The organism is uncultured Albimonas sp. (assembly GCF_963977235.1).
In the GTDB taxonomy this organism is placed as follows: Bacteria; Pseudomonadota; Alphaproteobacteria; order Rhodobacterales; family Rhodobacteraceae; genus Albimonas.
Genome location: NZ_CAXBOD010000043.1, coordinates 1 through 19763, shown reverse-complemented (window position 1 = coordinate 19763; position 19763 = coordinate 1). Strand labels below are relative to the sequence as shown.

Annotated in this window: 15 protein-coding genes; 12 read left to right on the top strand and 3 right to left on the bottom strand. The window is 74.0% G+C overall.

Going from position 1 to position 19763, the window contains the following annotated elements:
- The first annotated feature begins 2 nt into the window (after positions 1-2).
- Entirely contained in the window at positions 3-944 is a 942-nt protein-coding gene (locus AAC134_RS17195) for a DMT family transporter (RefSeq protein ID WP_339950352.1), read from the top strand.
- Between the two features lie 279 nt (positions 945-1223).
- Here the strand turns inward: AAC134_RS17195 and AAC134_RS17190 are convergent, their stop codons facing one another.
- Positions 1224-3737: a penicillin acylase family protein gene (locus AAC134_RS17190; RefSeq protein ID WP_339950351.1), complete on the bottom strand. Its 2514-nt coding sequence runs from the start codon at positions 3735-3737 to the stop codon at positions 1224-1226.
- Between the two features lie 187 nt (positions 3738-3924).
- Here AAC134_RS17190 and AAC134_RS17185 point away from each other — a divergent pair, with 187 nt between their 5' ends.
- The gene (locus AAC134_RS17185) at positions 3925-4788 is read left to right on the top strand and encodes an NAD(P)-dependent oxidoreductase (RefSeq protein ID WP_339950350.1); all 864 of its coding nucleotides are present in this window, start codon (positions 3925-3927) and stop codon (positions 4786-4788) included.
- 271 nt (positions 4789-5059) lie between these two features.
- Here AAC134_RS17185 and AAC134_RS17180 read toward each other — a convergent pair whose 3' ends face one another.
- Positions 5060-6007 carry a hypothetical protein gene (locus tag AAC134_RS17180; RefSeq protein WP_339950349.1) on the bottom strand — a complete coding sequence of 316 codons (948 nt, stop codon included), beginning with the start codon at positions 6005-6007 and terminating at the stop codon, positions 5060-5062.
- Between the two features lie 408 nt (positions 6008-6415).
- Between AAC134_RS17180 and AAC134_RS17175 the strand changes: the two genes are divergently transcribed.
- Positions 6416-7663 carry an aspartate kinase gene (locus AAC134_RS17175; protein WP_339950348.1) on the top strand — a complete coding sequence of 416 codons (1248 nt, stop codon included), beginning with the start codon at positions 6416-6418 and terminating at the stop codon, positions 7661-7663.
- Between the two features lie 234 nt (positions 7664-7897).
- Positions 7898-10168 (top strand): phosphoenolpyruvate--protein phosphotransferase, encoded by a 2271-nt coding sequence (ptsP, locus tag AAC134_RS17170; protein WP_339950347.1) that lies wholly within the window; start codon positions 7898-7900, stop codon positions 10166-10168.
- Between the two features lie 297 nt (positions 10169-10465).
- On the opposite strand, the gene AAC134_RS17165 is transcribed toward ptsP, so the two are convergent.
- On the bottom strand, positions 10466-11191 hold the full coding sequence (locus AAC134_RS17165; protein WP_339950346.1) for a DUF599 domain-containing protein: 726 nt from the start codon (positions 11189-11191) through the stop codon (positions 10466-10468).
- 251 nt (positions 11192-11442) lie between these two features.
- Between AAC134_RS17165 and AAC134_RS17160 the strand changes: the two genes are divergently transcribed.
- From AAC134_RS17160 to AAC134_RS17125, 8 genes are all read left to right on the top strand, one after another.
- Positions 11443-12066 (top strand): trimeric intracellular cation channel family protein, encoded by a 624-nt coding sequence (locus tag AAC134_RS17160; RefSeq protein WP_339950345.1) that lies wholly within the window; start codon positions 11443-11445, stop codon positions 12064-12066.
- 204 nt (positions 12067-12270) lie between these two features.
- Positions 12271-13704, top strand: a complete 1434-nt coding sequence (locus AAC134_RS17155; RefSeq protein ID WP_339950344.1) for an FAD-linked oxidase C-terminal domain-containing protein — start codon at positions 12271-12273, stop codon at positions 13702-13704.
- Positions 13705-13975: 271 nt separating this feature from the next.
- Complete coding sequence (locus AAC134_RS17150) at positions 13976-15124, top strand: FAD-binding protein (RefSeq protein WP_339950369.1); 1149 nt, start codon at positions 13976-13978, stop codon at positions 15122-15124.
- 1 nt (position 15125) lies between these two features.
- Entirely contained in the window at positions 15126-16439 is a 1314-nt protein-coding gene (glcF, locus tag AAC134_RS17145) for a glycolate oxidase subunit GlcF (protein WP_339950343.1), read from the top strand.
- A 300-nt stretch (positions 16440-16739) separates the two neighbouring features.
- Positions 16740-17471: a trypsin-like peptidase domain-containing protein gene (locus AAC134_RS17140; protein ID WP_339950342.1), complete on the top strand. Its 732-nt coding sequence runs from the start codon at positions 16740-16742 to the stop codon at positions 17469-17471.
- Positions 17468-18349: a trypsin-like peptidase domain-containing protein gene (locus tag AAC134_RS17135; protein WP_339950341.1), complete on the top strand. Its 882-nt coding sequence runs from the start codon at positions 17468-17470 to the stop codon at positions 18347-18349. The genes AAC134_RS17140 and AAC134_RS17135 overlap by 4 nt, the downstream gene beginning before the upstream one ends.
- A 92-nt stretch (positions 18350-18441) precedes the next feature.
- Positions 18442-18879, top strand: a complete 438-nt coding sequence (locus AAC134_RS17130) for a hypothetical protein (protein ID WP_339950340.1) — start codon at positions 18442-18444, stop codon at positions 18877-18879.
- A 272-nt stretch (positions 18880-19151) separates the two neighbouring features.
- A complete protein-coding gene (locus AAC134_RS17125; protein ID WP_339950339.1) occupies positions 19152-19616 on the top strand; it encodes an Hsp20 family protein in 465 nt (154 codons plus the stop codon).
- Positions 19617-19763: the final 147 nt, after the last annotated feature.

Here is a 19763-nt window from a genome sequence, read left to right as displayed (position 1 = left end):
GCATGTCATCCCATGCCCCCGCCGCGGCCCGATCCGCGGGGGACATCTCGCCGCCCCCTCCCGGCGCCTGGCGGGGATATCTCGCCGTGGCCGCGGCCGTGGCGATCTGGGCGAGCTGGATCGTGATCACCCGGGTGCAGGTCGCCTCGATCCCGCCCACAGACGTGGCGCTGCTGCGCTTCGCGGTGCCGGCGATCCTGCTGGCCCCGGTGTGGCTCAAGCGCGGGCTGGTCCCCAAGGGGCAGCCGCTGGGGGCGCTGGCGGTGATGGCGGTGGGCTGGGGCGGACCCTTCGTGATGCTGATCTCCAAGGGGCTCGAGACGGTGCCGGCCTCGCTGTTCGGGCCGATGGTGCCCGCGACCCTGCCGCTGCTGGTGGCGATCTTCGACCGGACCATGAACGGGGTTCGGGTGCGCGGCATGCGCCTTGTGGGCCTGATCCTGATCGCGGCCTCGATCGGGCTGATCGTGGGGCCGGCCTTTGCGCGCGCCGACGCCGGCTTCCTGACGGGCATGCCCTATCTGATCTGCGCGGCCTGCGGGTGGACCGCCTTCACGCTCGCCTACCGCTCGACCACGCTGACCGGGCTCGAGGCGACGGCCTATGTCTCGCTCTACTCGACGCCCCTGCTGATCGTCGTGTCGCTGGTCTGGGGCAGCGCGCTGCCCGAGGCGACGGTGGAAGAGTGGGCGTTCTATCTCGTCTTCCAGGGCGTGCTGGCCGGCGTGATCTCGGTCGCGGCCTTCGGCTATGCGGTGCGGGCGCTGGGAGTGGCGAAGACCTCGGCCTGGACCTCGCTGGTGCCGATGGGGGCGGCCATCGGCGGCTGGGCGCTGCTCGACGAGCATCCGGGCCCGCTGGGCTGGATCGCGGTGTGCGCCGCGTGCCTGGGCGTCGCCGCGGTCAACGGCGCGTTCGAGGCGCTGCGCGCCCGCTTGGCGTGAGGAGGGCGCCGCGTCGATCCGCCCTGGGGCGAGTTGGGCGGTCCCGGAGTGGGCGGCCGGAGACGGCAGCGATGGGACTGCGAGGGGAGGGGGTGTCCGCGGCCCGTAGTGTGGGGAAACGCTTGCGACCGGTGACGATGGCGCGGGGTTCCTTGGGGGGGGTGCTGCGCCGCCGCCGAGGGGGATCCGGCCGCGTTCGGACCGCGGACAAAACACAATATCTGCGCTGATCGCCTCTGACACAAGGGGCCGCGCACGATCGTGAGCGGCGCGGCCCCCCTACTCGCCCCCTTCCGCCGCGGCGTTTTCGGGGGGCATCAGGCGGGTCAGGCCGACCGATCCGGCCTCCGCATCCTGAAAATCCAGAGACATGCGGATTCCGTCGCCACGTCGCCAGAGCTCGGTCAGGTCGTCGTAGAAACGCGACAGCGGATGACCGGATTCTCCGGTGGCGATCACGAAAACCGAGCCGTCGGGGTCGGCGAAGTCCACCGCCATGCGGAAACCGGCGCCGAATCGGCTGACATAGGGCTCTTCGCCCCGCCCGACCGAGGCGGTCCGCATCAGGGTGAAGTCCCCGCCCGAGACCTCGTGGCGCACGTTGACCACCAGGCCCAGCAGGCCGAAGCCGCCCAACACCTCATGGTCCATCCGCGCCTCGTGCGCCTCCCCCCAGCGCCAGCCGCGGGGGTCCGAGCCATAGCGTTCCGACAGCGTGTTCAGGGCGTCGTCGAGCGCCAGCGCCGCGATCTCGGGGCAGGTCTCGACGCGGCTGGTCTTGTCGATGTCGCACCAGATCGCCGCGCCCTCGACGTTGCGGAACACCCGCTCGACGAACTCCGGGAGCGGGCCCTCGACGCGGGCGATCGCGGGGCCCAGCTCGTCCTCGGCCAGGCGCACGGTCAGGCGGCGCATCCACTCCGAGAATATCAGCGGTTCGGGCGCGTGCTCGGACATCTCGCCGTTCCAGTCGCCCAGCATCTCGAGGGCCTGCTGGCGGCGGGCCTCGACGGGGTCCTCGGGGGCGGCCGCGCCGGTCCACCACAGGTCCGAGGCGATCAGCGGCAGCACCGCGCGCGCCATCTCGGAGACCGCGTCGTTCTGCAGGGCCACGGCGCTGTCGAGGCTGTGGAACTCGCGGGCCGCAAGCTGCTTGCGCAGGCGGCGCATCCGGTAGGGGTCGCCCCAGTGGAAACTGAGGTGGCGGGGATACTCGGCCCCGGCGGTGCGGTTGTTGGCGTTGGCGACCGCCCCGCTCTCGGGCCGCATGACGGCGGGCATCTCGTCGTAGGGGACGTAGCCCTGCCAGTCGTTGGCCGCGATCCAGCCCGGGGCGGGCAGGCGGCCCTGGCTGGGGCTCCAGGGGTTGCGCAGGGGGGCGCGGCCGGCGACGAACATGCCCACGTCCTCGCGGTCGGCCACGGTGATGTTGAGCGCCGGGGCGACATGGGGGCGCATCGCCTCGCGCGCCGCGTCGATCGAGCGGGCGCGCATCAGCGCGAAGCCGGCCGAGAAGGTGGTGTCCTCGACCGCGAGCGCGGTCCAGCTCAGCGCGGCCACATGCCCCGCCGGCGTCACGTCGCCCACGCCCATCTGGGCGGGGGGCAGGACCGGGCCGTGGCGGGTCCAGCGCAGCCGCGTCTCGACCCGGCCGCCGTCGGCGAGGCCGATCCACTCCAGCCGCTCGCGGAAGGGCTCCGAGCCGTCGGGGGTCAGGTAGCGGCCCTCGTCGTCGGGATCAAGCTTCTCGATGTAGACGTCGGCATCGTCGACATAGGCCGCGGTCAGACCCCAGGCGAGGTCGGCGTTGCGCCCGATCAGCACCAGCGGCATCCCCGGCACGGTGGCCCCGATCACCCCGCCCGAGGGCAGCTCGAGCCGGGCGAGGTGCCACAGCGAGGGGGCCGAGAACCACAGGTGCGGGTCGTTGGCCAGCACCGGCGCCTCGGCCGCGGTGCGCGAGGGGCCCAGAGCCCAGGCGTTCGAGGCCCCGCCCTCGCCCGGCGGCGACAGCGTCTGGGGACCACGCGGCCCCAGGGGGGCGGGGAAGCGGGCCTCGGGCAGCTGGGCCGCGAAGCTCGCCGCGCCGGGCAGGGGCGCGCCCGCGGCCTGCTTGAGGGGCTCGATCTCGGCCCCCTCGGGATAGTCGGGCAGGATGTCCTTCAGCCGCGCGCCGGGCAGCAGCAGCGACAGGGCCGCGCGGCGCACGTCGACGGCGGCCTGGTCGGTCAGCCGCAGCGCCACCAGCTTGGCGATCGAGAGGCTGTCGGCCGGCGTCCACGGCGCGATGGCCGACGAGAACAGGTAGAACTCAGGCGCCCCGCGCCCCAGCGCCTCCCGCCCCACGGCGCGGATATAGGCGTTCACCCCGTCGGCATAGGCCTCGAGCGCGGCGCGGGCCTCGGGGGTCTGGTGCTCCAGCGCGCGGCGGGCGAGGCCGTAGAGGTCCAGCGCCCGCATCATCGCGTCCACGGGCAGGGTGCGCTCGCCGAACAGCTCCGACAGCCTCCCTTGCGCGGCGCGGCGCGAGGTCTCCATCTGCCAAAGCCGGTCCTGGGCGTGGGCGAAGCCGAGGCCGTAGAAGACGTCGGCCTCGGTCTCTCCGCGGATGTGGGGGACGGCGTGCAGGTCGCGCAGGATGTCGACGCGGGCGTTGAGGCCCGGCGCCTGGAAATCGCGGTCGTAGTCGGGGATCGAGCCCGAAACCAGCACCCAGGCCAGCGCCAGCGCCCCCAGCGCCAGGGCCGCCATGACGCCGAACAGTCGCGAAAGCCATTTGAAGAGCTGGGCCAATCCGCCGTCCTGCGCTGGTGTCAGAGCCGCCGGTCGCAGCCCGCCTCCGCCGGCGCCGGGCGCGGCTGCGGAGGGGCCGATTCCCCGGCGGCTTGACCTGACCATCCCCGGCGGACAGTTTCCAGCCCTCAGGGCGGGCGCCGCTGCGGCGAGGACCCGCGTCGAATTCAGGCACGGAGGGACTCCCATGGCCAAATGCGCGTTCATCGGACTGGGGGTGATGGGCTTCCCCATGGCCGGCCACCTGCAGGCCAAGGGGCATGAGGTGACGGTGTGGAACCGCACCCACGCCAAGGCCGAGAAGTGGGTCGAGACCCACGGCGGCAAGATGGCCGCCAGCCCCGCGGGCGCGGCCGAGGGCGCCGAATTCGTCTTCGCCTGCGTGGGCAACGATGACGACCTGCGCCAGGTGACCACCGGCCCCGGCGGCGCCTTCGAGGGCCTGCACGCGGGCGCGGTCTTTGTCGACAACACCACCGCCTCGGCCGGCGTGGCGCGCGAGCTGCACGCGGCGGCCGCCGAGCATGGCGCCGATTTCATCGACGCCCCCGTCTCCGGCGGACAGGCGGGCGCCGAGAACGGCGTGCTGACGGTGATGTGCGGCGGCGACGAGGCGGCCTACGCCAAGGCCGAGCCGGTGATCGGCTGCTTCGCCCGCTCCTGCCGCCTGCTGGGGCCCTCGGGCGCGGGCCAGCTGACCAAGATGGTCAATCAGATCTGCATCGCGGGCCTGGTGCAGGGGCTGTCCGAGGGGCTGGCCTTCGCGCAGAAGGCCGGGCTCGACGGTGAGGCGGTGGTCGACGTGATCTCCAAGGGCGCGGCGGGCTCGTGGCAGATGGAGAACCGCCACAAGACGATGCTGGCCGACCAGTTCGACTTCGGTTTCGCGGTGGACTGGATGCGCAAGGACCTCGGGATCTGCCTGGACGAGGCGCGCCAGAACGGCGCCTCGCTGCCGGTGGCGGCGCTGGTCGACCAGTTCTACGCCCAGGTCCAGCAGATGGGCGGCGGGCGCTGGGACACCTCCTCCCTGATCAAGCGCCTGGGCTGAGGCCGGAGGCGCCGCGTCGGGCCGCGCGCCGGCGGGTTCTGTCAGGCCGGCGGCGCGCGGCGGGCGGGGCGCCGCGTTGCCCGGGCGCGCGACCCCGACGGCGCGCCGGCGTCTGCCGGGAGGTCGCGTCTCTGGCAGGCGGGGCGCGCGCCGCCCCGACGCGACCGGCCGCGACGCCTATGCGTCGAACCCCGCGCCTCGGGAGCGCGGGGGCGGGCCGAGCCCTGCCAGGGCGCGGGTCCAGCCCCCGCAGCGTTCCGGCCGGCGGCCCTCAGATGCGCGCGTCGATCGCGAGGGGGCGGGCGCCGGGGGAGAGCACGATCTCCTCCTCGCCCATGCTCAGCGTCACCCGTCCCGAGAGATCGAGCCCCCGCAAGCGAAGCGTCGGACCGCCGGCGAGCGCGAGCCGCATCGCGTCCCCGTCCGCCGCGATCTCGACCGCTGCAAGGCCGGCGGCGGGCGGCGCGGCGAAGGCGAAGGCCAGCGACTGGCCGGGCGACACGTCAAACACGTCGTCGCCGAAGTCGGGGCCGATGACCACTGCGGCCACCCGGGCGGCGAGCCTGATCGGACCCGGCGATCGCGAGCCCTGAGCGCCTGCGCGAGGGTCTCCAGCCGCGCTTGCGCCTTCGCGGCCATGGGCGCCGGTCCCGGCGTTCCCGGGTGCGCCGCCGGAAGCGCCGGCGTCGGCGCGCCCGAGTGCGCCCGCGTCGGGGGATGCGCCGGCGGCGGCGGCGCGCGCGCGGGCGCGGGCCAGCCGGTCGCTCCAGGCGCTCGCGCGGATGCCGTCGCCCGCATCGGCTGCGTAGGTCCAGCCCAGCCCGGTCCCCGGAGCGGAGCGCGCCCCCGGTTCGGGCCGCGTTGCGGATGGCGGCTGGGTCCCGCGCTCGCGCAGCGCATCGGCAGGCCTGTGCGACCCGGGCGCAGGAGATCCCGCAGGCGCGCCGCCGTCCGGCAGGTCGGAGATGGCGCGATCGTCGTGGGCGGCCGCGGCGCGAGCCTCGCCGCCTTCGGCCAGCAGGCGCTCCATCCGGGCGCGGGCGCGGGCCAGCAGCGACTCGAGACGGGGCTCGCTCCCGCCCTGCGCCTGGGCGTCGAGCGGACCAGCCGGCGCCCCTTCCGCCCCCGCCGGAACCGGCGCGCGCTCGGCGAGCGCATAGCCTGGGCGGTCGCGCCGCCAGGGGCGGTCGAGCGAAGCGGCGGAGGACAGGGCGCGCATCGGCGACCTCCCGACGAGTGAAGATGACGTAAAGCACTCTGCGCCACGATGGTTTATCAAAGGTTGACGGTGCCGGCCGCGCGGTCACGTCCCTCCCGTGTCGCAATGCGCGCGGCCGAGCGCCCGCCCGAGATCCGCACGCAGACGGCCCGCCCGATCCCGCGACCTGCGTCCCAGGGCGGACAGGGCGCCCCGCCCGCCCTGCGCCGCGGGCCAGCCCGAGGCCACGGGCGCGCCCGTCGACGCGGCGCCCCCGCCGCCGGCGATCCCGCCCGCAAGCCGCAAGCTCCGAGGCCCGCAGGCCCGCAGGCCCTCAGGCCCCGCGTCGCGCCTTGCACGCGCCCGCGCCCTCCCGTATGAGGCGCCCGACCAATCCAGACGTCCCTTCGAGGGGGGTGACCGGCGCCCATGCCCAGGCTCGTGATGAAATTCGGCGGCACCTCCGTCGCCGACCTCGACCGCATCCGCGCGGCCGCGGCCAAGGTGAAACGCGAGGTCGAGGCCGGCTACGAGGTCGCCGTCGTCGTCTCGGCCATGTCCGGCAAGACCAACGAGCTGGTCGGCTGGGTGCGCGAGACCGCCAACCCCCCCGGCTCCAACGGCCCCGGCTTCTACGACGCCCGCGAATACGATGCCGTCGTGGCGAGCGGAGAGCAGGTGACCTCGGGCCTCATGGCGCTGGTCCTGCAGGAGATGGGCGTGCCCGCGCGCTCCTGGCAGGGCTGGCAGGTGCCGCTGCGCACCTCCGGCGCCCACGGGGCGGCGCGGATCGAGGAGATCGACACCACCAGGCTCGACCAGAAGTTCGCCGAGGGGCTGCACGCGGTGATCGCGGGCTTCCAGGGGATCGGGCCGGACGGGCGCATCTCGACGCTCGGGCGGGGCGGCTCGGACACCTCCGCGGTGGCCTTCGCGGCCGCGCTGGGGGCCGAGCGCTGCGACATCTACACCGACGTGGACGGGGTCTACACCACCGACCCCCGCGTCGAGCGCAAGGCGCGCAAGCTCGACCGCATCGCCTACGAGGAGATGCTCGAGCTTGCGAGCCTGGGCGCCAAGGTCCTGCAGACCCGCTCGGTCGAGCTGGCGCTGCGCTACAAGGTCCGCCTGATGGTGCGGTCCAGCTTCAACGACGCCCCCGGCACGCTCGTCTGCGACGAGGAGGAAATCATGGAATCCAGGATCGTCAGCGGCATCGCCTTCTCGCGCGACGAGGCCAAGGTGACGGTGGCCGGCGTCGAGGACCGCCCCGGCGTCGCCGCGGCCATCTTCGGCCCGCTGGCCGAGGCCGGCATCAACGTCGACATGATCGTGCAGAACATTTCGGCCGACGGGCTGACCGACATGACCTGCTCGCTGCCCACCGAGGACATCGCCAAGGCGCGCGCGGCGCTGGAGGCGGCCCAGACCTCGGGCGCGCTGAAGTTCCGCGAGCTGATCGCGGACACCGACGTCTCCAAGGTCTCGGTGGTGGGCATCGGCATGCGCTCCCACGCGGGCGTGGCCAAGAAGATGTTCGAGGCGCTGGCCCGCGAGGGCGTCAACCTCAAGGTCGTGGCCACCTCCGAGATCAAGATCTCGGTTCTGGTCGACCGCAAGTACATGGAGCTGGCCGTGCAGGCGCTCCACGAGGCCTTCGAGCTCGACAAGGACTGAGCCCGCCTCCGGCCGGGACAAGGACTGAGCCCGCCTCCGGCCGGGACAAGGACTGAGCCCGTTTCCGGCCGGGAGGGGCCGGGTGCAGGCGACCGCGAGCCGGCCCCTCCGGACGATGTCGCGTCTCCTCGGCTCGCGAGGGGTCGTGGCCCGGCCGGGCGCCGTGCTAGACAGGGAGGGCCGGGCCGCGCGACGTCGCGCCGCCGGGCGCGCGCGAGGGACGGAACCACGGCCATGAACCAGGCGGGCAGCATCGATACGGGCGGCGGGTCGCGCCTCCTGCTTCGGCGGCTGGCGGGCGTGATGGCCGAGGCCGGCGACGGCCAGCAGCGCCTCGACCATATCGTGACGCTGATCTCGCGCTCGATGAACGCCGAGGTCTGCTCGATCTACCTGCGCCGGGGCGACCGCATGCTGGAGCTCTGCGCGACCGAGGGCCTCAACCCCGCCGCCGTGCACAACGCCCGACTGCGCGTCGGCCAGGGCCTGGTCGGCCAGATCGCGCTGAAGTCCGAGCCGATCAACACCGCCGACGCCCAGAAGACCCGCGGCTTCCAGTATATCCCGGGCACCGACGAGGAGGTGTTCAACGCCTTCCTCGGCGTCCCGATCCAGCGCCTGGGCGAGGTGATGGGCGTGCTCGTGGTGCAGAACCGCGACGCGCGCGACTACTCCGAGGACGACGTTCACGGCCTCGAGGTCGTGGCGATGCTGCTCGCCGAGATGACCGAGCTGGGCGCCTTCCTTGGCGAGGGCGACGCCGAGCTTGCCGGCGCCCATGTTCGCCCGTTCTACGCCCGGGGCCTCTCGGCCCAGGAGGGCGCGGCCGAGGGCGTGGTGCACCTGCACGAGCCGCGCGAGGCGATGGCCAACCCCGTCGCCGAGGACGTCGAGGAAGAGCGTCGCCGCCTGCTCGAGGCCATCGAGTCCCTGCGGGGCGAGGTCGACGGCATGCTCTCGGGCGACCTGCTGGGCGGCACGGGCGAGCATCGCGACGTGCTCGAGGCCTACCGGATGTTCGCCCACGACAAGGGCTGGCTGAAGCGGATGCTGGCCTCGGTGGAGTCGGGCCTCGCCGCCGAGGTGGCGGTCGAGCGCGAGCAGACCGCCGTGCGCGTGCGCCTCTCGCGCATCGCCGATCCTTATCTGCGCGAGCGGGCCCACGACCTCGACGACCTCGGCAACCGCCTGCTGCGCCACCTGCAGGGCGACCGCGGCCCGCGCGTGGTGCCCGAGAACGCGGTGCTGGTCTCGCGCAACATCGGGCCGGGGGAGCTGCTGGACTACGGCGCCCATCTCAAGGGCGTGGTGCTCCAGGAGGGGGCCATCGGCTCGCACGCCGCCATCGTGGCCCGCGCGCTGGCGATCCCGCTGGTGATCCAGGCCGGGCGCATCACGCTCGAGGCGCGCAACGGCGACCGGATCCTGGTCGACGGCGACGTCGGCGCGGTGCACCTGCGCCCCGACGAGACCGTGCTGGGCGCCTTCCGCGAGAAGCTCGACATGCGCGCCCAGGCCGCCGAGGCCTGGCGGGCGCTGCGCGACGAGCCGGCGACGACGCTCGACGGGGTCAACGTGGGCCTGCACATGAACGCGGGCCTGCTGACGGACCTGCCCTCGCTGGAGGGCTCGGGGGCAGAGGGCGTGGGCCTCTATCGCACCGAGCTGCAGTTCCTGATCCGCGCGCGGGTGCCGATGCGCGGCGAGCAGGCCGCGCTCTACGACCGGGTGCTGTCGCATGCGCGCGGCAAGCGGGTCGTGTTCCGCACGCTCGACATCGGGTCGGACAAGGTCCTGCCCTACATGAAGAAGCAGGACGAGCCGAACCCGGCGCTGGGCTGGCGGGCGATCCGGATCTCGCTCGACCGGCCCAATATACTGAAGATGCAGGTGCAGAGCCTGTTGCGCGGCGCGGCCGGGCGGCCGTTTGCGATCATGTTCCCGATGGTCACCCAGGCCACCGAATTCACCCAGGCCCGCGACATGGTCCTCGAGCAGCTCGAGCGGCACATCCGCAACGGCTGGCCCGCGCCCCATCGCCTGGAGATCGGCGCGATGCTGGAGACGCCGAGCCTGGCCTTCGCCCCCGACCGGTTCTTCCGCGAGGCCGATTTCATCTCGATCGGCGGCAACGACCTCAAGCAGTTCTTCTTCGCCGCGGACCGCGAGAACGAGCGGGTGCGCAAGCGCTACGACATGTTCAACGCCTCCTACCTGCGCTTCATCGAGCTGATCGTGCAGCGTTGCGACGGCCACGGCACGCCGCTGAGCTACTGCGGCGAGGACTCGGGCCGCCCGCTTGAGGCGCTGGCGCTCTCGGCGATGGGCCTGCGCACCTTGTCGATGCGCCCGGCCTCGATCGGGCCGGTCAAGCGCCTGCTGCGCTCGGCCGACCTGCGCGAGGCGCGCGGCGTGATCGACGCGGGGATCGCGCGCGGCGACGTGAACCTGCGCGGGGGGCTGGCGGGCTGGGCGCGGGACGCGGGGCTGGGCGAGATGCTCTGAGCGGCGCGCCCCCGGACGGGGGCGCCGCGTCCGGCGTTGCGCCCGTTGCCGGCCGGTCGATCGCGGCGCGGCGCGGGCGGCGTCGCCCGGGGGCGCCGTCTCCCGGGGCGGGGGTCGGGCGGGGACCCGAGCCGCGCCACGGCCTTGCAGGGTCGCGGGCGCCCCTGGCGGCGCCTGGCGCTTTGGCCCGAACGGCGCGTCGGCGCCGCGCTCGAGCGAGCGTCAGGCGGACGGCTTGGAAGGCGCGCCCGGACGGGGACACCGACGGCGCCCTCCCCCTCCGCCCTCGCGGATCGCTCAGCTGTCGGGCACGGGCGGCTCGTCGGTCGCCAGCAGCGCGTCGCGGGAGGCGGAGCGGAATTCCCGCCGGTAGAGGGTCAGGGCCGTGGCGAGGGTCGCCAGCGCCAGCGGGACCGGGCCCAGCAGCCAGGTCAGCAGCGCCAGCGAGAAGTAGGTGGTGCGCATTCCGCGGTTGAAGTTGCGCGCGGCGTTGACGTTGATCGCCGCGGCCTTGCGCGCCAGCGACTGGTTGGCGGCGTCCTCGGCCTCGCGCCCGATGGCGCCCATCAGCACCGCGCAATAGCCGAACAGCCGGTGCGCCCAGACGAACTTCATGAAGGCCGAGACCAGCACCAGCGCCAGCACCAGCAGCTTGGCCTCCCACCCCGCGCGGGTCATCGCGGTGTCCAGGCGCAGGTCGTGGGCGACGGTGGCCAGCCGCTCCGCCTGGCCCAGCAGCGCGACCACGCCGCCGATGGCGATCATGCAGCCCGAGGCGAAGAACGCGCAGCCCGAGCGCAGCGAGTTCAACAGCGAGGCGTCCATGATCCGCGGCTCTCGGCTGAGCATCGCCTGCATCCAGGTCAGCCGGTGCGCGGCCATGATCGTGTGCACCGAGGGCCGCCCCGCCGGCGGGTTCTCGACCAGCCAGGTCATCCCGCCCCAGGCCAGCATGAACAGCGCGAAGGCCGAGAGATCGGCCCATCCGAAGAACCGCGGCAGCAGCTCGTGCGTCGTCTCCATCCAGCCCTCCTCGCGCCCTCGCGCCGCGCGCCGGGCCTGGCGCCCACGATGGCGCCCCCGCGCGCCCATTCCAAGCCGCGCCGCGCGGGATGCGGCGGCCCTCCGCCCCCTGGTCCGATCCGCGGCCGCCGCTCCGCGGACCGCCTGCCGCCGGCGCCGGTCGGCCGGGCGGGCGCGCGGCCTCCCCGACAGAGCTTGTCGCGGGGCGGACCCCCGCGCATCCTTCGCGCGCGCCAGCCAAGGAGCCCGCCATGACCACCGCCCAGGCCCTCGACTTCGCCTCCGTCTTCGTCTTCGGCCTGACCGGGGGGCTGGCGGCGAGCCGGGCGCAGCTCGATCCCGTGGGGTTCCTGTTCCTCGCCGTGCTGACCGCGGTGGGCGGGGGCACCGCGCGCGACGTGATCCTGGACCGACAGCCGGTGTTCTGGGTCGGGGCGCCCGCCTATATCCTCGTGGCGCTCGCCGCGGGGTTGATCTGCTTTGCCTGGGCGCCGCGGCTGGAATCGCGTCGCCGGACGCTCGAGTGGATCGACGCGGTGGCGCTGGCGGCGGCTGTCGGCGCGGGGATCACCGCCGCCCAGTGGGAGGGGGCGGGCCCCACGGTCACCGTGATCATGGGCGTGATGACCGGCTGCCTCGGCGGCATCCTGCGCGACGTGGTCTGCAACGAGCAGCCCATGGTGCTGCGCCGCGGAGAGCTCTACGTCACCGCCGCCGCCGCGGGGGCCGCCGCCGGGGCCGCGGCGCTGGAGCTGGGGGCGGGGACGGCGGCGGCCTCGCTCGTCTGCGGTCTGGTCGCCTTCGGACTGCGGGCCGGCTCCCTGCGTTTCGGCTGGCGGCTGCCCGAGTATCGCAGTCGACCGCCCCGATCCTGAGCGCCGCCCCAGGCCTTTCAGGGACGAGCGCGGGCGAGGTCCCGCACGACGGCCGGCTGGCGTCGCCGCTTCCATCCTGCGGGATCGCGCTCCGATCCCTGCCGCGCGCGGCTTGGCAAACGGCGCGTGCGGCGGCAAGGTCGCCGGGCGGGCGCAGGGTCGGCCGGAAGGCTTCCCGACCGGCGCTCCGCAGGGAGGACCGCCATGCAGATGCCCCAGCCCGACGCCGGGATTCTCGGCCGCCGCAAGGCCATCGTCGCGCGGCTCGCCGCCGCCTTGCCCGCGGACGGGCTGGTCAGCGACCCGCGCGAGCTGCTCGCCTACGACTGCGACGCGCTGACCGTCTATTCCTGCCCGCCGCTGGCCGTGGCCCTGCCGCGCACGACGCAGGAGGTCGCGGCCGTGATGCGCATCTGCCATGACGAGGGCGCGCCGGTGATCCCGCGCGGCTCGGGCACCGGGCTCGCGGGAGGCGCGCTGCCCACGGCGGATGCGGTGGTGCTGGGGGTGGCGCGGCTGAACGCGGTGCTCGAGACCAACTACGCCGACCGCTATGTGCGGGTGCAGAGCGGGCGGACCAACCTTTCGGTCACCGGAGCGGTGGAGGCGGACGGGTTCTTCTATGCGCCCGATCCCTCGAGCCAGCTCGCCTGCGCGATTGCGGGGAACATCGCGATGAACTCCGGCGGGGCGCATTGCCTGAAATACGGGGTGACGACGAACAACCTGCTGGGCGTCACCATGGTGATGGCCGACGGCGAGATCGTCGAGATCGGGAGCGCGGCGATGGACGCCGCCGGCTACGACCTGCTGGGGGTGATCTGCGGCTCGGAGGGGCAACTGGGCGTGGTGACCGAGGCGACCCTGCGCATCCTGCCCAAACCCGAGGGGGCGCGGCCGATCCTGGTGGCCTACGACTCGGCGGTGACGGCGGGGGCGTGCGTCTCGGACATCATCCGCGCGGGCGTGTTGCCGGTGGCGATCGAGTTCATGGACAAGCCGATCATCCACCTGACCGAGAATTTCGTGGGCGCGGGCTATCCGATGGACGCCGAGGCGCTGCTGATCATCGAGGTCGAGGGCAGCCCGGCCGAGATCGACGAGCAGCTGACCCGGATCAAGGCCATCGCGCAGACCCACAACCCCACGACCCTGCGCGAGAGCGCGTCCGAGACCCAGTCGAAGGCGATCTGGGCGGGGCGCAAGGCGGCCTTCGGGGCGACGGGGCAGGTGGCCGACTACCTGTGCATGGACGGGACCATTCCGACCTCGGCCCTGCCCGAGACGCTGGGGCGGATGACCCAGCTTGCGGCCGACTACGGGTTGCGGGTGGCCAATGTCTTCCACGCCGGCGACGGCAACCTGCACCCGCTGATCATGTTCGACGCCAACGACCCCGAGGAGCTGCGCAAGGCCGAGGCGCTGGGCGCCGACATCCTGCGGCTCTGCGTCGAGCAGGGCGGCTGCCTGACCGGCGAGCATGGGGTGGGCGTCGAGAAGCGCGACCTGATGGTGCACCAGTACGACCCCGTGGACCTCGACGCGCAGATGGGGGTGAAGGACGTCTTCGACCCCAGATGGATCCTCAACCCCGCCAAGGTGTTTCCCCTGGCCGCGAGCCACGGCCGCGGCGCATGAGCGACGCGGCCCGCAAAGACCGCCCGCGGCGCATGAGCGACGCGGCCCGGCAAGACCGCCCGCGGCGCATGAGCGACGCGGCGCAGCCCGAAAGCGCGCGGCGCATGTGCGACGCGGCCCGGCGCCACAGCGCCCGGCGCTCGTCCCTCCCCCGTCGCGCGAGCGGCGAGCGGATCGCCCGCGGGACCCGTCTCCCCCTGCAGGCAGGGGGAGCCCCGCGGGCGCGCCGGCGTGCCGCCGGCGGGCGCCCGGGACGGAGGGCGCGCGGATGATCGAACCGGCGAGCGAACTTGAACTGGGGCAGGCCATCGCCGACCTCTCCGCCCCTGTCGAGGTGAGGGGCGGCGGCACCCGCGGCGGGCTGGGACGCCCCGTGCAGGCGGCCGAGACGCTCTCGACCGCCGGTCTGCGCGGCATCTCCCTCTATGAGCCCGGCGCGCTGACGCTGGTGGCCGGCGCCGGCACGCCGCTGAGCGAGATCGAGGCCGCGCTCGCCGCCGAGAACCAGCGCCTGGCCTTCGAGCCGATGGATCATCGCCCGCTGCTGGGCTCGGGCGGCGAGCCGACGATCGGTGGCGTCGCGGCCTGCAACGTTTCGGGGCCCCGCCGGGTGCAGGCGGGGGCCTGCCGGGACGCGATGCTGGGCGTGCGCTTCGTCGACGGGGCGGGGCGAGTGGTGAAGAACGGCGGGCGGGTGATGAAGAACGTCACCGGCTATGACCTGGTGAAGCTGATGGGCGGCTCCTACGGCACGCTGGGCGTGCTGACCGAGCTCGCCTTCAAGGTGCTGCCGATGCCCGAGGCGAGCGCCACGCTGGTGGCGCGCGGGCTCGACGACGCCGCGGCGGTGGCGGCGATGACCGCGGCGTTGGGCTCGCCCTTCGACGTCACCGGGGCGGCGCACCTGCCCGATCCCGGCGACCCCGCCGACGCCCGCACGCTGGTGCGGATCGAGGGGTTCGAGGCCTCGGTCGCCTATCGCGCGGGGCGCCTGCGCGACCTGCTGTCGGCGCAGACGCAGGGCGAGATCGAGGTGTTGTCCGAGGCCGCGGACCTGTGGGCCGAGGTGCGCGACGTGCGCGGGTTCGCCGACCGCCCGGGCGCGGTGTGGCGGATTTCTGTGCGCCCCTCCGACGGTCCGGCGCTGGCCGCGGCGGTCCCGCACCTTGGCGTGCGATACGACTGGGGCGGCGGGCTGGTGTGGCTGCTGACCGAGGAGAGCGACGCCGCCGCGACGACCGTGCGCGCCGAGGCCGCCCGCCTGCGCGGCCACGCAACCCTGGTGCGCGCGCCCGCCGCGCTGCGCGCCTCGGCGGGCGCATTCCAGCCCGAGACCCCCGCGCTCGCCGCGATCTCGGCCGGGTTGCGGGCGAAGTTCGACCCGCGCGGCCTGCTGAACCCCGGAAGGATGAGCGCCTGAGATGCAGACCACCTTCTCCCCCGAGCAGCTTCGCGATCCGCTGACCGCGCGCTCGAACAGGATCCTGCGCAGCTGCGTGCATTGCGGCTTCTGCACGGCGACCTGTCCGACCTACCAGGTGCTGGGCGACGAGCTCGACAGCCCTCGCGGGCGCATCTACCTGATCAAGGAGATGCTCGAGAACGACCGTCCCGCCGACGAGAAGACGGTGCGCCACATCGACCGCTGCCTGAGCTGCCTCGCCTGCATGACGACCTGCCCCTCGGGGGTGAACTACATGCATCTGGTCGACCACGCCCGCGAGCATATCGAGAAGACCTACCGCCGCCCGCTGCCCGACCGCGCCCTGCGCTGGCTGCTGGCGCGCATCCTGCCCTATCCCGGCCGCTTCCGCCTGGCGCTGAGGGGCGCGAAGCTGGCGCGGCCGTTCCGGGGGCTGATGCCCGGGCGCCTGCGGGCGATGGTCGACCTCGCGCCGCCGCGGATCGCGGGGCCCGCGGCGCACGACAAGCCGCAGACGATTCCCGCGCAGGGCGTCCGCACCCGCCGCGTGGCGCTGATGACCGGCTGCGCCCAGAAGGCGCTGGATCCCGAGATCAACGCGGCCACCCTCCGCCTGCTGACCCGTCATGGCTGCGAGGTGGTGATCGCGAAGGGCATGGGCTGCTGCGGCGCCCTGACCCATCACATGGGCAAGGTCGACCTCAGCCACGCCCAGGCCGCGGCCAACGTGCGCGCCTGGAGCGCGGAGCTGGACGGCGAGGGGCTGGACGCCATCGTCATCAACACCTCCGGTTGCGGGACCACGGTGAAGGACTATGGCCACATGTTCGCGGGCGATCCGCTGGAGGCGGAGGCGAAGCGGGTGGCGGGGCTTGCGCGCGACGTCTCGGAGCTGATCGAGGAGATCGGCCTGCGCGAGGCCCACGCCCCGGCGCTGCGGGTCACCTATCACTCCGCCTGCTCGCTGCAGCATGGCCAGCAGGTGAAGGAGGCGCCAAAGGCCCTGCTCAAGGCGGCGGGCTTCGTGGTGAAGGAGCCGCGCGACCCGCACCTGTGCTGCGGCTCGGCAGGGACCTACAACCTGATGCAGCCCGAGATCGCGGGCGAGCTGAAGGCGCGCAAGCTGGCCACGATCGCGCAGACGGGCCCGCAGGTGATCGCGGCGGGCAACATCGGCTGCATGATGCAGCTGGGGCAGGGGGCGGGGGTCCCGGTGGTGCACACCGCCCAGCTTCTCGACTGGGCGACAGGGGGGCCGGTCCCCCAGGCGCTGGCGGCCGCCGGTCTCGACCGGCCAGCCGCCGCCGAGTAGCGACGTCTGCGCTGCGCTCCTGCGCGGCGGCCTTGCGCCTGGGGGGGAGGGGTGGCGTCCTCGGGGGCATCGAGCCCCCTCGGCCGCCCGGGGCCTGGCGGCCCCGGCGCCTGTCTCGACCCGATCGACGGTGATCGAGCTCGGCGAGGCGCGCGGTCTTCGCGCGGTTCACGCGATTGCAACTCCGCCCGGGGCATCCCTGTCGGGAGACCCCGGCGCGCCTGGCTCGGCGCGCGAACCTGACCGCAGGGTGAACGATAGAGGTTGCGCGACTCACCCAAAGTCATTCATGGTGCCTTCATGTATCTTGCGTTTCGCCTCCTGGCCGCGTTCCTGGCCATGGCGCTGCTCGGCGTCCCCTCCGCCTCCGCGGAGGCCCGAGCCCTGTCGAGCGAGGCTCAGCAGCAGCGCCTCGCCGCGATCGGGCGGCTGAACATCGGCGGGCAGGGCCACTGCACCGCCACGCTGATCGCCCCCGATCTCGCCCTCACCGCCGCTCATTGTCTGATCAACCGCCGCACCGGCGTCGCCTGGCGGGCCGAGCGGCTGACCTTCCTGCCCGGCTGGCGCATGGGCGAGGCCGCCGCGGTGCTGCGCGGCCGCTCGGCCGCCCTCGCCGCGGGCTATTTCGACGCGCCGACGCCCTCGCGGGATCTGGCGCTGATCCGGGTGGGCGAGGGGGCGGAAGGGGCGCCCGCTCCGATCCCGGTGGCGAACGCGGTCTCCCCCGGGACGACTGTGTCCGCCTTCTCCTACGGGCGCGACCGGGGCGAAGCCCTGTCGGTCCAGTCGGGCTGCGCGGTGGTTGCGCGGCAGGGTCGCCTGCTGCGGACCACCTGCGACGCGCTCCCGGGCATCTCCGGGGCGCCGCTCATCCGTGAGGGGGTGGACGGGCCCGAGCTCGTAGGCGTCATCGTGGCGGCGCTGGGGGCCGAGCCGCCCGCGCTGCTGGGCCCGGCCCTTGCGGTGGCCCCCCAGGACCTGCTGCCGACGCTGCGCCGGGACCTGGAAGCGGCGGAGGCGGCCCGATGACCCGCCGCCTCCCCGCCCTGCGCGCCGCCCCAAGCCGTCGTCGGGTCCCGGGCGCTTCGGCCGGCCGCGCCGCGCTGGCCGCCGCCCTTGCGCTGATCCCGGCGCTGGCGTCGGCTCAGATCCCGGATCCCTCCACCGCCCCGCGCCGCGCCCTCGCGGCGCATGAGCAGCAGGCCTATCGGGGCGTCGGCCGTCTCGACATGGGCGGGGCCTATTGCACCGCAACTCTGTTCGACGCCTCGCACGCGCTGACCGCCGCCCACTGTCTCTTCGACTCGCAGGGCCGCCCGCGCCCCTCGGCCGAGGTGTGGTTCCGCGCCGGACTACGCGACGGCGGCGAGCAGGCGGTGCGCCAGGTGCGCCGCTATGCCGTGCACCCCAACTACCGCTGGAACGGCCCCTCGGCCGCTTTCGAGGAGATCGCGGCGGACGTGGCGATGGTCGAGCTCGATCAGCCGCTGCTGACCTCCTCCTTCCCCAGCTACGATCCGGGCGACCTGCCTCCGCCCGGCGGCGCGGTCGCGCTCCTGTCCTACGGGGCGGGGCGCGACCGCGTGCTGTCCCTGCAGGAGCCGTGCCGCGTCCGCACCCGCTCGGGCCCCGTCGCGTCGCTGGACTGCGAGGTCGCGCCCGGCTCCTCCGGAAGCCCGGTGCTGGTGCGCGGCGCGGACGGGACGCTGCGCCTGGCGGGCGTGATCTCGGCCCGCGGGCGGCGGCTCAGCTACGCCTCGGCCGCCGCCGACACGCTGCCGCTTCTGCGCTGGGCGATGGACCGCCAGCAGATCCGCCGCGCCGCCGCGCGGCCCGAAACGAGCGACGGCCTCGGGCCGTCGCCGCGCGCCGGTGGCTGGAAGACCAGCCGGCCGCCGCAGGACTGAGCGGGTCCCGGGCGGGAGCCCCGGGGCCGGAACCGGAAGGACACCGAGCCGCGCCGCCGACCGCGGGCGAGTTTGCAAGGAAGGACGCTGCAATGTTTTTGAAGACCCTGGGGAAATACGTCCTGATGCCCGGCGCGGGCGTGGCGATGCTGGCCGGGTTCGGCATGTTCGACCTGGGCAAGGCCCCGGCCGCCTCGACCAGCGGCCAGAACGGCCTGACCAGCATCGAGGACACCGGCGCGGGCATCATGGCCGCGCTCGACGGTCCGCTGGGCGTGGCCAAGCGCATCGCCATGGCCGGCTCCTCGGCGATCGGCATGGACCCCAACCAGCTGCCCGACTTCCTGCGCAACGCTCAGGGCCCGACGCCGACCCACCAGGTTCCCGGCGGCGTCGACCCGGCCGCGATGATGAGCGCGGCGGGCGTCGCCGGCGGCGCCACGGGCGGCTATGCGCCGGCCGGCAACGGCGCCTCGCGTCAGTCCGCCAGCGGCTTCGCCTCGGCCAAGCCCCCCGCGCCGACGCAATAAGCGTCCGCCCGGCGCGCGCCGGGCCCGGCCGAAAGTCGTCTCGACCGTCCACGGGGCGCCTCCGCCAGGAGGCGCCCCGTCTGCGTTCGGCCCGCCTCCGCGGGGCCTCGCGACCTGCGCCGCAGACCCTCTCCCGAGGTCTTGAAACCGGCTTTCGCGCACCCCAGATCCGCATCGTCGGCAGCCGCACCGCGGGGCCGACGCCAGACGCGGGACCCGTCCCTTCGGAGGGTCCTCACCGCCCATATCGCTTTGCTGAGGATATGAACCCCATGCGCAACTTCGACTTCGCCCCCCTCTATCGCTCCACCGTCGGCTTCGACCGGCTCGCCGGCCTGATGGACGCCGCCCTTGCGGGCGAGACGACCCAGCCCGCCTATCCGCCCTACAACATCGAGAAGACGGGCGAGACGACCTACCGGATCACCCTCGCTGTCGCCGGGTTCGCCGAGCAGGACCTGACGATCGAGAGCCGCGACGGCCAGCTCGTCGTTTCGGGCCGCAAGCCCGGCGAGGAGACCGAGCGGACCTTCCTGCACCGCGGCATCGCCGAGCGCGCCTTCGAGCGTCGCTTCCAGCTTGCCGACCACGTGCGCCCGGTCAGCGCCCGCTCCGAGAACGGCCTGCTCCACATCGAGCTGGTCCGCGAGGTGCCCGAGTCCCTGCGTCCGCGCCGCATCGAGATCGCGCGCGGAGAGGGCAAGCCCGCCGAGCTCGAGGCCAAGACCGTCAACTGATCCAGAGCGACCCCCGCCTCCGCCCCCCGCGGCGGAGGCGCGCCCCGACCTCGACGCCCCGCCGGCCCTCCCCCGGCGGGGCGTTTCGCGTCGCCCCTCCCGCGCGCCCCGGCGCCCCGCCCCCCACATCCGCAAAGCGCCTGTTCT